The following is a 12,393-nucleotide window of genomic DNA, read 5'->3' as shown; positions in this document are numbered from 1 at the left end:
CAAATGCGTGGAGTCTCTTCTGAGCCGCAACAGGGGCGCTGTGACCTGTCTACTCGCTCTCCTGAGTGGGAAGCTCTGTGCCACATTCAGGACAGTATACGGGGTCGCTGTGTGATCGCAGATCGACGCCACACTGGGGACAAAACTGGATTGCAGCGGCCGACCGATGCTCCGCTGGTGGAACGTCGGGTGAGTCGCTACGGGGTGGGTCAGCCTCGGCGTCTCTCACACCAGTGACGGGTTCCGTACCACCGGTTTCACCGGCGTGGATATCGACTACCTCTGCGGAGACCCGCTCGACTTCACCGATGCCTTTGTGTCCGCCTCTGATGTCGTCATCAATCCGCCTCGGAAGAGAGCCGAGTTTGATACTCTCGCCTGTCTCAATCACCCGGAGTGGAATCTCCGTGTCAAGCTCCCGGTTCTCCCGTATTTTACCCTGATTCCCGAGTAGCGTCGCCGTCGCTGTCCCGAGCGACAACACGACCTCGTCTCCCGGCGTGGCTGTCTCTTGAATTCGTTTTCGGTGCGGGCGAGGGAGATCAATATCGACTTCCTGGGGTGAGGCTGTTTGAACTGGTATCATTGGTCGAGACACCTCCGGAGATTCGCAAACACAGTCACTGTTTTGCACCGCAGTGGGGACAGAAGTCGGGGGTGGGCTGGGCTGTCAGAGCAGTCCCACACTCGACACAATACACCTGCGTGGAGTCACTGTCTCGCTCGTATACGTTCGTTCCTGAGCTGTTGGTCTGAGCGACGCTCCCAGTTGATGGGTCGCGGAGTGCAAATATCGTGATCTGCTCACCGCTTGCAGCACCGACGTAGATGGTCTCGCCAGCCACTACTGGGGTGACAGTGACCTGGCCGCCGAGTTGCTGGCTCCAGTTGATAGTACCGGTCGCTCGGTCGAGGGCGTACAGCGTTCCGTCGTGGCAGCCAACGAGAACAGTGTCGCCGACAACGACAGGGAGTGTCTCAACAAGCCCGGGGGCTTCGAAGCTCCAGGTCTCACCACCAGTCGCGAGGTCGAGTGCGTGTACAGTCCCTCGATTCGTCGTTGCCTCGATATCGGGGGCCATGTTCGTCGTCGTTGCATACACCGTATCACCGACGACTGCCGGCGCGCCGTGGCTTGCGAGATGGCTCCCGAGGTCTGTTCGCCACTGTTTGGTGCCAGCAGGACTTGCGGCCGCGATAACAGTAGAATCTGTCGGGTAGACAATCACATCGTCCAAGACAGTGACTGAGCGTGGCGCTCCTTCGGTCGACAGCTGCCATCGAAGCGACCCGTCGCTCGTATCGAGCGCAGCGAGGGGCCCCATTTTACCAGTACAGTACACCGTCTGCTGTGCAGCTGCCGGTGTTACTGGTCCCGTGGTCGAGTCTTGGAACGTCCACTTCCAGACGCGCTCACCAGCCTTCTGGTCAATTGCGTGGATTGTTCCGTGGTTATCGGTAACGAAAACGTAGCCGTCACCGACGGCCGGGCCGCCATAGAGGTGCTTGCGGGGAGAAAACCGCCACTGAACAGCGCCTGTCGTGAGCGCAATCGCGTATAATGCCCCGTCGTCGCCGGTTGTGTACAGGAGGTCACCAGCGATAGCAGGAACATATGTAGGGCCGGCCGGAAGGTCACTTTCCCACTTCGTCTCCCCGTGCGGAGAGAGCGCAGACAACCGCGTACCATCGGTGACGTAGAGCGTCTCGCCGTCTGTTGCCAAGGTAGCGAACTCGCCCTCGAACTGCCGCTCCCACGCGACTTCGACAGTGCTACCCGGGCTTCCAACTGCCATTCCTCGGTGCGTCGGATTGACACTGTCTTCGCCCATACGGTGGTCGTCACAGAGGAGAAGTAAATGCATTCTGCAGAGCCGGTGTGGCTCTCATTGCGCGGTCGGCCACGCGCTTCTCCCTCGGATGTAGCAGTAGCTCTTTGCCAGCGCAGGCAGTGGCCCACACATGGGCGTCGAATGGCAGTACAACCCCGTACACCATGGCGAGTGGCAGCTAGCTGGGATTCCGACGACCGAACCGACGCTCGCGTGGCGCCAGTCGTTCGATCACTCGATTGTCGGCGTAAGCGCTACCGCGGACACGCTCTACGTCGCCGCCGGCAAAACAGTGCGAATGCTGACGGCCGATGGGTCTGTGATGGCCGCGACAACAACTGAAGAGCGATTGCTAGGACCACCAACTGCAGATGATGCGGGGGCAGTCTTCGCAACAGCCAACGACGAACTCCGGGCAGTAACCGCTACCGGTGACCTCCTCTGGACTCAACCGCTGGAGGGACTCTCGACGGTGCCGGCAGCAGTGACGGAGGATTTTGTCATCGTCGCGACCAGGGACAACGGCGTCTGTGCGCTTGATCGAGAGAGTGGCGCGACTCGCTGGCGATTCGACACCGATGAGTGGGTTCAAACTGCACCAGCGGTTGCGGCTGGGACGGCCTTTGTCGGTGGACGAGATGATTGTCTTCGAGCTCTCGACCTCGAGTCTGGCGCCGAGCTGTGGTGTATCGAAGCCGCTGACAACTTCGAGGGACCGCCGACAGTTGTTGACGGAGTCGTCTACGCCGGTACGAACAACGGTCGTGTCTACGCCGTCGCAGCCGATTCTGGAGTCAAGCAATGGGACTATACAGTCGGTGGCTACGTGCAAACTGCACCGGCAGTCGTTAACGGGCAGGTCGTCGTGGGGACCGACCACGGCTCCGTGTACGGTCTCGATACAGCAGATGGCAGTCTCAACTGGAAGAGCGAAGGATTTGGCATTATTCGCTGTCCACCAGTTGCAACTGACGAGGCAGTGATTGTCGGAGACCAGGGCGGAAAGCTCGCCTGTCTCGATGCGAAGACCGGGAGCGAACAGTGGACCAGAGACGCCGGTGGTAAACTCACCCGCGCACCGGCAGTGATGGAGTCTGGATTGATTTACGGCACCAGCAACGGCGACGTGTTCGCCCTCCAGATGTCGACGACCGCAAAGACAGCCCCGACGACGACTGAATCGACCGGTGACACGCAGATCTATGATTCGGGCGAGACCGTCAATACCCCGTCTGCGCCTCCGGCGTGGGAGTACTGCCCGACGTGTGGCGAGCATCTCACGGCGGTGGACACCGCCGTCTCGCCTGATATCACGCACTGTCCACACTGCGGCACGGATGTCACCGGCCTCGACGGCCCCAAATTCTGTCCGGGATGTGGCACGGACCTCACTCGCCTGTGAGCAGCCAGGTAGCCCACATTATATGTCGGTGCAGAATCATGGCTACATATGCCGATTTCGGCCGCAGAGTGGGAGGAGGGAAACGATGTCGTCCAGGCGTCGCCACAGTCGAACCCAGCACCGTCGGGGGCGATTCACTCGTTTTTGACCGACCACGCCGAGCAGGCGTTCACGCTGATTGAGATTGCGGACAACGTTGACCTCCCGGTGGGAAGCACTGAACGTGGCAGCGGAGTCGTCGAAACAGTGAAAGCTGCGGTGACTGGCGCAGGTCGAAAACGCGTGATCAAGTACTTCCTCAATCAGCTCGTCGCCGAGGGCCACGTCCAAACGGCGGTCGTCGTGCAAAATGGGAACGAGCGTGTCTACTACCGCGCGGCGAAAACAGAGTGAGCGATCGGCGGAACGATTTAGGTAGTTGCTGTGTCATGCGACCACATGACCAGACACGAAGGCACCGTTGACTTCTGGAACGATACCGGGGGCTACGGGTTCATCGAGACGGACGCGACCGACGAGGAGGTATTTTTCCACATCGAGGACACCTCGCTGACAGAGCTTCCGGAAGGGACCCCCGTCGAGTTTCGAATCGTGCAGGCGGACAAGGGGCCGCGTGCAGAGGACCTCTCCCGGGCGCAGTCGACAGCGTCCGGCGGGGCCACCAGCGGGAACGCCACCGAGTACGAAGGGACAGTCGACTTTTTCAACGACACTGGCGGGTATGGATTCATCGAAGCACCAGCAATCGATGAGGACGTCTTCTTCCACATGGAAGATCTCGACGGGCCAGATCTAACCGAAGGAACCGATGTTACGTTTGAGGTCGAGTTCGCGGAAAAGGGACCCCGAACGCTGAACGTTCGGCGTGGACATTCAGCAGCCTCGTCCGCTCCGCCATCGGAGACAGCTACAACGTCGACTGCTTCAGCCGACCAGACAGGGGACACCCAAGTCTACGACGCCGGAGGCACGAACGACGAGACGTCTGTCTACGACCCCGGTGGAGCTACGGCTACGGAGGAGCCGACCGGTACTACCGACGACAGCACGGACGCGTCGCCGCGGTTTTGTCCCTACTGTGGCACCGACCTCTCCGCGTACCCGGATGGAGCGTTCTGTCCGGACTGTGGCACCGAACTGTAGGCCGCATCTGTGAGTCGGCAACACAACTATTAGCATACCATGGAATGGCCAGTGTAGATGCCAATCTCAGACGATATCTTCACTGAGACGGGACGAGACGTGGCCGAGCTAGCTGAAATTGTTGCGCCACTGGTGTACGAGCAGGTCACGGAACCGTCCACCCCGAGTGATGTGCTCACCGGGCTCCCAGCCGACGGACAACGGACAGCGACCGAAACGCGCGTCGCCGAGCGGTTCGATGTCGACGAGCTCGAGCTCACGACGCAAGCGGTACGACTCGTCCTCGATGAGCTGGTGAACGACGGGTATCTCTCCAGACGATTGGTTCCGGCACCGGGGACTCCCAGCGGGTTTCAGGTGTTTTATCGACGAGCCGAGACCGACGACGATGCGTTAGACGAGCTCCGAGAGACTGCCAGCGCCAGCTTGTCGAGTTCCGCAGACGATTCCGGTGATAGTGATGAGGAATCAGCATCGGCCGCCGAACAGACAGCAGAGACGACGACCGACTCGCCAGCAACAATGAATCTCGACCCGTCGACGTTGGAACCAGGGACAGTTATCGAAGACCGCTATCGGCTGGAACAAGCCCTGGGCGGGAAGTCAGAGACGAGCGTCTGGAGGGCTACTGATACGGAAACGAGTCACGCCGTCATTCTGAAGCTCGCTACCGGGGACGGGGCCGACCTTGTCAGAAACGAAGCCGCAATCCTGCGGAAGTTACAGGAGACCGAGCTAGCAGAGACGTTGCCAGCGGTCATCGCTGAGTACGAGCGCGAGAACGGAGCCATCCTCGTCAAGGAGGTCATCGAGGGAATGACGCTGGAGGAACTCGTCGAGACGGAGGGGGGACTTGCCGACGACGAGGTTGTGTACATTCTCGAAGAGCTCACCGATATCGTCGCAACATGCCACGCGAACGATATCATCGTGCAGAATCTCCTCCCCGAAGACATCATTCTCCAGCCCGACGGGACAGTGTCACTCGTCGACTTCGATATCGCAATTGATCTGGCCGGATCGGGACCGATTCTTCACCCACAGACGCCGTATACGCCGCCGGAAGTCGGTGAGAAACGCGAGGAGATGGACGAGCCGATTGGTGCAGCGTCCGACGTGTATCAGCTCGGGCTGGTGGGGATTTTCCTTCGGGTAGGCACTCTGCCACAGGACCGACCAGAACAGGGACTGAGTCCCGTCGACTACGGCCGGGAGTCAGCCATCGGGTCCGTGCTTGAACGTGCGACACGAGAGCCGGTCGCTGATCGGTTTGACTCGGCGATCGTGTTCCATCGGCGAATCCGCGCACAGTGGGAGTGACTGTCCGAAAGGGTGGTCGATAGCGCCCGTCTGTTTTTAGCAGGATGCCACGCCCTGAGTGGGCTGCTCAGGTGGGGAGTTCGTTCCCACATTCCGGACAGTATGAGCCCCCGTCGAGCGACGAAAGGTCGGTGCCACACTCCGGACAAAAGTTCGTGTCGAAGCCTGCGCTTCCGCTTGCGGTGTTCGAACTGGTATCGGTATAGACCGCTGTATCGCCGGCCGCATCGTCGGTGTACACCTCGGTATCGTTGTTCGACGACGGAGTGTGGACATTTGTCCCACCCGATGGTGATCCATCGTTCGAGTGGGTATCGGGAATTGAGTCCTTCACCCCGGTCGAACGCTCGTCGATGAATGACTTTGCCTTCCGAAGGTTCACGCGGATGCGTCTGTTCCCCGCATTACGCTGTAGTTGGTTGAGCTCGGACCGGAGTTCGTTGGCTCTGTCGGGGTATGCGTACGCAAGCTTTCGCATCGCTTCGCTCACATCGTTCTGTTCTGCTGTACTGCCAGACGTTAGATACCATCGTAGTGCATCGATCTCGCCCGCGAGCGCATCTACATCGTACACTCCCAGCTTGCGCAGGTCGTTCGCACTCAGCCGTGGCATTGTACGAGCTTCTATGTTGTGTGATAATAATACTATTCCAGCGGCTTCCGTGCGCCACAGAGCAGGGTTTCAGCCAAGCGACCACTGGGATACACGCTGAGCTATGGCCCGCTTCCCCACGTTCCGCAGTTGGAACAGACATGTATCGGGCGAACGGTTCAACTGGGCACCCGAACTGTTGAGTAGGTCGGCAGTGACCGGTCGGTCATGGTTGAAGAACGCTCTCGCCGGTGGACGATGGATGCGGGAGGGCCACGTCGACGTGGGATGAGTCGAGCTACGGGTCCCGCCGAACTGCCTAGCACTGACAGTGATAACCGGGTGACGCCCAATCCACGGGTTGAAAGCCTCGTCATGAACGGGGACATCGCGTACTTCACCCGCGCAGATGGCTGTCTGGTCGCAGTTGACACAGCAGACCAGCAGATTCGCTGGACGAGACAGGCAGCACCGGGCACAGCAGGACAGTATCCCCGTTCGCCGTGGGTGTGTCTTCGGGGGCAGGAACTACTCGTCGGCGGGACCGGACTCGTCGGTTATGCGACGACGACAGGAAAGCCAGCGACGACATACATCGAACCGAGCACGACAGATACCGTCGGAAGCTCACGGTACTGGCGTCCAGTAGTGGCCCCATCTGGAGAGATTATCGCGACACGTGACGCCGAGGCGGTGTGTCTCGATACGGACGGTGACGAACTCTGGCGATATCAGTTGGAACCAACGCCGGTAGAGGAGATTCATCAAGAAACGGGACGCTCCACGGGCGAGTTCTATCATCCGGCTGCCGACGATAGCTCCGTGTATCTTCTCGCAGAGGACGTCGTTGCGCACGTCCCGGAGCCGAGTGTCGAGGGGAAAATCCACGCCCTCGGCTACGACGGCACACGGCGCTGGAAGACGGGCGTGGCTGGCCACGTTCAGGGGGGAGAAGTGGCATCGAGCGTCACCGTTGGCGACAGCGGTGTCTACCTCTCTCAGTATTCATCCGACGGAACACCGATGGGAGACGGCGTGAGCAGACTCGACAAGCAGACGGGAACGATTGAGTGGGAACACGGCCAGTCTGGGGGCCAAGTTGCGTACGACGGCACGTCGGTGTTCACCACTGACGATTTGAACAAGCGGGTTTTTGCTCTTGAGCCAGACTCGGGCAATATCAAATGGAACCACGAAGTCCCGGAGGGGGACGCACAAACTGACTCGATGGAATGTGATGGGTCGGTCATCGTAGATTCCGAGTACGTGTATGCGGCACTCGATGGTCGGCTCATACTCCTTGAGAAGGAAACGGGACGCGTTCAGGATACGCGCCGATTTGACCACCAGCGACCCAGCCAGTTCGTACTCAGCGGAGAGTCACTGTACTACGGAACGTCCAACGGTGCACTGTACGAAGTTGCGAGACAGCTCTCAGAAACCACGCCGACCTTCTGTCCGACGTGTGGCCAAGATCTCTCGGCGCTCTCTGCGACGAACTTCTGTCCTTCCTGTGGAACACAGCTGTGATACTAGCGATGTAATAGCAGTTAGCATTCGGCCAGAACGTTTAGTCACACTCAGCTTGCAGATGCTCGCAGCGAATGTCGGGAGATCCATACAATCTACAGCGGTTCGTCGACGCGCAAGCTGAGACAATCAGTCGAGTCACGCGCGAGCTACGAGCCGGTCGAAAGCAGAGCCACTGGATGTGGTTCATCTTTCCGCAGCTAACTGGACTCGGACGCAGCCCCACCTCGAACAGATACGGTATCGATTCGCGACGCGAGGCAGAAGCATATCTCGCCCATCCTGTATTGGGCCCGCGGCTCCGCGAGTGCACGCAGCTCGTGTGTTCGCTTGAGAAGCAAGACCCGACAGCGGTGTTTGGCAGTCCCGACGATCTGAAGTTTCGTTCGTCGATGACACTGTTCGAGACTGTCGGGACTGAGACGGACAGCTTCACAGCCGCACTTTCCCAGTACTACGATGGCGAACGCGACGAGCAGACGCTGGCGCTTCTCGAAGCGGAGTAACTCCTCGCTGACCGGGGGGAGAACGGGTCAGAGTTCGGCTGTTTTGACGGACGCGTCTGGACGGCGCGTGACAGCGGTCAACCCGTCCGGTTCTTCGACGATGACGCCCTCCCCTCCGGCCCGCTCGTGGTTCAGCCGGATAATATTCCCGCAGACGACGTTTCCGTTCCGAACGGGGTACTCCCGCATCGAGTGGCCGACGATCTGGGACGGCGCTCCGGGGTCCAAGTGTTCGAAGTCCAGCCAACAGATGCCGGCCCCTGGACCACGCCCCCCGCTTCCGCCCAGCCCGAAGAGGTCTGGATACTCGTTGATGTACTCTCGCTGGGCGGTCTCCGACAGCGATGAGCCGGCATCGAGTAGCTGCGTCGCTGCGTCGATGAGCTGCTGGTTCAGTTCCGCAGCAGCGACCGCGTCGTTCGAGCCGGCATGCGTGTAGGTGTAACTGTAGCCGTCGTACGCCGCGCTCACCCACCCATCGGTGACGTACCGGAGGAAATCTTCCCGCTTTTCAGCCGCGAGAGATGTCGAATAGGTGTTGGGCCAGTGGAAGATGTCGGGCAAGAGAATCCCCATCTCGTGGTTGCCGATATGATATCGGACCCGGCCGGCCGGTGCCTCAGCCTGGAGGCGTCGGACCAGCGCAACGCAGTCCTCGTTGCGGGGACCACGGTCGACCACATCGCCGTTGACGACGAGGACGTAGTCGTTGTCGGCCCAGTGGAGTGTGCCATCGGCGTCCTGCGTCACAATTGGGGCGAATTCATCGGTGTCGTCGAGCGCCTGAAGCGCACTCCGGGCGTCGCTAAGATACCCGTGAATGTCGCTAATGTGGACGATTGGTGGGGTAGAATCAGTACTGTCGACTGAGGAGACGCGGTCGTCCATGAACTGTACTCTCGTCGGCTGAAATTTTATTGTACCGCTTGGACGCACACTCCAAGAGCGCCGCGGAACTGCATCTGGGTGGCACGTCCCTCCACCAAGTACGAATCCGATGGGAAGATTCAGTCTGAAGTGGCAGTGAGCACTGCAGAGTGGAGCCCGTTGGGCGGTATTCTTTCTTCGGACCTCACCGCCGGACTTGTCTATCCCGTATTTGCGTATCTTATCCCAGCTCTATTTTTCGAATTTTCATATTAATCGTATCTATCCTGGTTGAGAAACTTGGCTCCGATAGAATATTGATGTAATAGACTCCGATTAGGCAGGTATTATTTGATTTCAGATACGCATGGCTATTCATGGACGCCGTCCGGGTGGCGTATATCGGGGGGTTTACTTTTGCGGCTGTAGCCTGTCTTTTGAGCCTCAGACGGGTGTCCAGAGTTAGCGACCCGGACACACAGCGCGGACTCCGAGCGCTGTTGGGACTGAGTGGACTCTGGGCGATTACGCACGTCGGCCGACTGCTTCCAATCTCGCCGGCAGGCCAGCTCGGATTTTACGTTACGGGCCTCGTTGTCGGTCTCGCGACGATTGGAGCGTGGCTGTACTTCTGTTCTGCCTATACTGGCCACGACCACCACAGACAACCATGGATCCGCCGCGCTGCGCTCGGTCTTTACGTCGCGATTATCACTATCAAAATCACCAACCCACTCCACGGGCTCTACTTCGAGACTACGACGACGACACAGCCATTTCCCCACGTCGTAATTGAACTGAGCACGATTCACTGGATTGTTACTGGCCTGTCGTACGCACTTGCTGCAATCGGATTTTATCTCCTGTACGAGATGCTCAGCAGGTCGAAATCAGACGTTCGAATGCTCGGGGCACTCATGGCAACAACGGCCTTACCGATCGTTTTCTACTTGGCCACGCTCGTCGACACCGGCGGCCTCGTTACCCTCCATTACGAACCGCTTGGTGTCGCTGTGTTCGCTGTCGGTGCTCTCTACTTCGTTGACGAGCAGTTCACCGCGATTCCACGGTTCTGGCGCGCGCAGATCCTCGACGAGATTAACGAAGCGATCGTGGTCACTGACGGTGCCGGTCGGCTCCGCGACTACAACCGACGGGCTCTCGAGATCTTCCCCGAGTTGCGTGGCCGCGAAGATACACCGCTGACCGATGTGGTGTCATCGCTAGCCTGTGCGGCCGAAGAAGGCGGAGAGATCATTACTGTTGGACAGCCTGACGACGAGACGGAACGGTATCTCTACGTCACCAAGACGCCGCTGACGCAGGTCGATGTCGTCGTCGGACAGGCTGTCGTGTGTGCAGACGTAACCGACCTGGAACGCCAGCGCCGACAGCTCGAACGCAAGAACGAGCAACTCGACCGACAAAACGAGCAACTTGATGCCTTCGCTGATGCGATTACCCACGAGCTCCGGAATACGCTGACAATCGCGATCGGCTACTTCGGGATGATCGCCGAAGAGCGGCCAGAAGACAGTAGCGACGAGGCTGTCGAGACGGTCAAAGAGACCCACGAGCGGATGGAACGCATCGTGTCCGATTTAGCGCGATTGGCTCGCCGTGGACAGACAATCGATGAGATGGAGGCGTGTGAGCTTAGTTCGGTCGCTGCGGCCGCATTTTCCGATGTCGATACGGACGGACTGTCACTTCGCAACTGTGAGGACATCTCCCTCCGGGCCGATCAGTCACTACTGCTTGAGTTGCTCTCCACTGTCGTCCGCTTCGCTGATTTGCACGGCGCGTCCGAGTTAGCCGTCGAATCTGATGGGACCATCATTACGCTCACAACTGACGGGGAGCCGATACCAGCCGAGACGATTGAGGATGTGTTCGCCTACGGTGAGGCGAAGCCGTCCGCCGAGACCGGGATGCTGTTTCCGACAATGCGGGCGATTGCGAGTAGTCACGGATGGACAGTCGAAATTGATCCGACGTATCGTGACGGGGTCCGGATCGAAATCGGTGGCGTTGAGCTACTTCCCGCTACTGGATGAGTGTCGAGCCCGTCAAGCGGGATCGTTACGAGCTTGGTATGGTTGGAGCTGTCTGTCGGGAATGTTGCTGGCCTACAGGCTGAGTAGGCCGAGTGCCTCAGGGTCTCGATTTCAGGCGGTTCACGCGCAAACTATGCCCACGTCTTGATTCATCGCATAGCTTTGCCAAGCTTCATTTTGCAGCCGTAAGTTGGCACGGTATGGCCCCGCAAACGCTTCCCGACGACATCGTAGCAAAATATACGGGGTTTTTCGGTCAGCTGGCCGAGTTCGTTGTTGTCTCGCTTCTCGTGTACGGGATCGGGCGGATCGTGGTCGTACCGACGGTGCGCTGGGTGTTCGAGCGACAGGAGTTCGAACCGACGTTGGAACGCGCGTTCGAGAAGGTTCTGGGGGTCGGGGTTATAATCGGCGCTATCACTATTGGTGCGTGGATGGCCGGCTTCACTGTCTTTCTGGGTGGCTCAGCACTCATCGTCGCCGCCCTTACCCTCGCTGTCGGCTTTGCCGCACAGGACGTGCTCTCGAACTTCGTCGCCGGGCTGTTCATCGTTCAGGATAAGAACTTCAACATTGACGATTGGATCGAATGGGATGACAAGGCCGGCTTCATCGAGGATATCGGGTTCCGCGTGACAAGAATTCGGACGTTCGATAACGAGACCATCACCGTTCCGAATACGGAGTTAGCGACGACCGGCGTCACGAACCGGATGAGCAACGAGACGCTCCGGATCTCCTACAGTCTCGGTATCGGCTACGGGGACGACATCGATGAGACGACGCGAATCCTCACCGATGCAGCCGCGGACCACGACGACATACTGGCCGATCCCGCGCCCTCGGTTCGTGTTACTGAGCTTGGTGACAGCGCAGTGCTGTTGCAGGCACGATTTTGGATTTCGGACCCGGATCGAGAGGATTTCTCGGTCACCCGCTCGGAGTACATTCAATCGGTCAAACAGCGATGTGACGCTGCCGGGATTGACCTGAGTACGACCACACAGCATGACCTCTCGGGCGAGCTTGCGGTACGAGACGGCGATGGCTCGCCTCGATAACGTACGCTCCCGATTTCACCGGGCTTGCCTCATACCGCCGGAACGAGGATATCCGCCGGCGATTCGGGGTCCACGGTGTACGA

At 59.2% G+C, this 12,393-nt stretch carries 11 protein-coding genes and 2 pseudogenes; 9 read left to right on the top strand and 4 right to left on the bottom strand.

Features of this window, described 5'->3' with window-relative positions; all coding sequences use genetic code 11:
• Window positions 1–49: 49 nt before the first annotated feature.
• Both DM818_RS12960 and DM818_RS12955 read right to left on the bottom strand, forming a co-directional pair.
• Entirely contained in the window at window positions 50–586 is a 537-nt protein-coding gene (locus DM818_RS12960) for a zinc ribbon domain-containing protein (protein WP_143823771.1), read from the bottom strand.
• Between the two features lie 34 nt (window positions 587–620).
• A complete protein-coding gene (locus DM818_RS12955; RefSeq protein ID WP_075936327.1) occupies window positions 621–1,832 on the bottom strand; it encodes an outer membrane protein assembly factor BamB family protein in 1,212 nt (403 codons plus the stop codon).
• Window positions 1,833–1,962: 130 nt separating this feature from the next.
• Here DM818_RS12955 and DM818_RS12950 point away from each other — a divergent pair, with 130 nt between their 5' ends.
• From DM818_RS12950 to DM818_RS12935, 5 genes and pseudogenes are all read left to right on the top strand, one after another.
• Complete coding sequence (locus DM818_RS12950) at window positions 1,963–3,234, top strand: outer membrane protein assembly factor BamB family protein (protein ID WP_075936328.1); 1,272 nt, start codon at window positions 1,963–1,965, stop codon at window positions 3,232–3,234.
• A gap of 48 nt (window positions 3,235–3,282) precedes the next feature.
• A complete protein-coding gene (locus DM818_RS12945) occupies window positions 3,283–3,627 on the top strand; it encodes a hypothetical protein (protein WP_075936329.1) in 345 nt (114 codons plus the stop codon).
• A gap of 45 nt (window positions 3,628–3,672) precedes the next feature.
• A pseudogene (locus tag DM818_RS15225) lies at window positions 3,673–3,867 on the top strand (cold-shock protein); the annotation flags it as partial.
• Window positions 3,868–3,918: 51 nt separating this feature from the next.
• Window positions 3,919–4,101, top strand: a pseudogene (locus DM818_RS15220) (cold shock domain-containing protein); the annotation flags it as partial.
• Window positions 4,102–4,434: 333 nt separating this feature from the next.
• Entirely contained in the window at window positions 4,435–5,697 is a 1,263-nt protein-coding gene (locus tag DM818_RS12935; RefSeq protein WP_075936330.1) for a protein kinase domain-containing protein, read from the top strand.
• A 67-nt stretch (window positions 5,698–5,764) separates the two neighbouring features.
• Here DM818_RS12935 and DM818_RS12930 read toward each other — a convergent pair whose 3' ends face one another.
• Complete coding sequence (locus DM818_RS12930) at window positions 5,765–6,310, bottom strand: zinc ribbon domain-containing protein (protein WP_075936331.1); 546 nt, start codon at window positions 6,308–6,310, stop codon at window positions 5,765–5,767.
• Between the two features lie 207 nt (window positions 6,311–6,517).
• Between DM818_RS12930 and DM818_RS12925 the strand changes: the two genes are divergently transcribed.
• Window positions 6,518–7,819 (top strand): outer membrane protein assembly factor BamB family protein, encoded by a 1,302-nt coding sequence (locus DM818_RS12925; RefSeq protein WP_079988843.1) that lies wholly within the window; start codon window positions 6,518–6,520, stop codon window positions 7,817–7,819.
• Window positions 7,820–7,893: 74 nt separating this feature from the next.
• The gene (locus DM818_RS12920) at window positions 7,894–8,325 is read left to right on the top strand and encodes a DUF1810 domain-containing protein (protein ID WP_075936333.1); all 432 of its coding nucleotides are present in this window, start codon (window positions 7,894–7,896) and stop codon (window positions 8,323–8,325) included.
• 27 nt (window positions 8,326–8,352) lie between these two features.
• Here the strand turns inward: DM818_RS12920 and DM818_RS12915 are convergent, their stop codons facing one another.
• Window positions 8,353–9,213: a metallophosphoesterase gene (locus DM818_RS12915; RefSeq protein WP_075936334.1), complete on the bottom strand. Its 861-nt coding sequence runs from the start codon at window positions 9,211–9,213 to the stop codon at window positions 8,353–8,355.
• Between the two features lie 356 nt (window positions 9,214–9,569).
• Here DM818_RS12915 and DM818_RS12910 point away from each other — a divergent pair, with 356 nt between their 5' ends.
• Together DM818_RS12910 and DM818_RS12905 are read left to right on the top strand one after the other, a co-directional pair.
• Window positions 9,570–11,249, top strand: coding sequence for a histidine kinase N-terminal 7TM domain-containing protein (locus DM818_RS12910; protein ID WP_079988844.1), 1,680 nt, complete (start codon window positions 9,570–9,572; stop codon window positions 11,247–11,249).
• 200 nt (window positions 11,250–11,449) lie between these two features.
• Window positions 11,450–12,310: a mechanosensitive ion channel family protein gene (locus tag DM818_RS12905; RefSeq protein WP_075936335.1), complete on the top strand. Its 861-nt coding sequence runs from the start codon at window positions 11,450–11,452 to the stop codon at window positions 12,308–12,310.
• Window positions 12,311–12,393: the final 83 nt, after the last annotated feature.

The organism is Halosegnis longus (assembly GCF_009663395.1).
GTDB classification, from domain to species: domain Archaea; phylum Halobacteriota; class Halobacteria; order Halobacteriales; family Haloarculaceae; genus Halosegnis; species Halosegnis longus.
The sequence above is the reverse complement of the archived record's forward strand: the minus strand, read 5'-3'. Positions and strand labels throughout refer to the sequence as shown.

Bases quoted from the DNA above. Each gene is read 5' to 3' on its own strand.
- DM818_RS12915 (WP_075936334.1), bottom strand. From the start codon at position 9,213: ATGGACGACCGCGTCTCCTCAGTCGACAGTACTGATTCTACCCCACCA.
- DM818_RS12935 (WP_075936330.1), top strand. From the start codon at position 4,435: ATGCCAATCTCAGACGATATCTTCACTGAGACGGGACGAGACGTGGCC.
- DM818_RS12950 (WP_075936328.1), top strand. From the start codon at position 1,963: ATGGGCGTCGAATGGCAGTACAACCCCGTACACCATGGCGAGTGGCAG.
- DM818_RS12955 (WP_075936327.1), bottom strand. From the start codon at position 1,832: ATGGGCGAAGACAGTGTCAATCCGACGCACCGAGGAATGGCAGTTGGA.
- DM818_RS12905 (WP_075936335.1), top strand. From the start codon at position 11,450: ATGGCCCCGCAAACGCTTCCCGACGACATCGTAGCAAAATATACGGGG.
- DM818_RS12945 (WP_075936329.1), top strand. From the start codon at position 3,283: ATGCCGATTTCGGCCGCAGAGTGGGAGGAGGGAAACGATGTCGTCCAG.
- DM818_RS12925 (WP_079988843.1), top strand. From the start codon at position 6,518: ATGGTTGAAGAACGCTCTCGCCGGTGGACGATGGATGCGGGAGGGCCA.
- DM818_RS12910 (WP_079988844.1), top strand. From the start codon at position 9,570: ATGGACGCCGTCCGGGTGGCGTATATCGGGGGGTTTACTTTTGCGGCT.
- DM818_RS12930 (WP_075936331.1), bottom strand. From the start codon at position 6,310: ATGCCACGGCTGAGTGCGAACGACCTGCGCAAGCTGGGAGTGTACGAT.
- DM818_RS12920 (WP_075936333.1), top strand. From the start codon at position 7,894: ATGTCGGGAGATCCATACAATCTACAGCGGTTCGTCGACGCGCAAGCT.
- DM818_RS12960 (WP_143823771.1), bottom strand. From the start codon at position 586: ATGATACCAGTTCAAACAGCCTCACCCCAGGAAGTCGATATTGATCTC.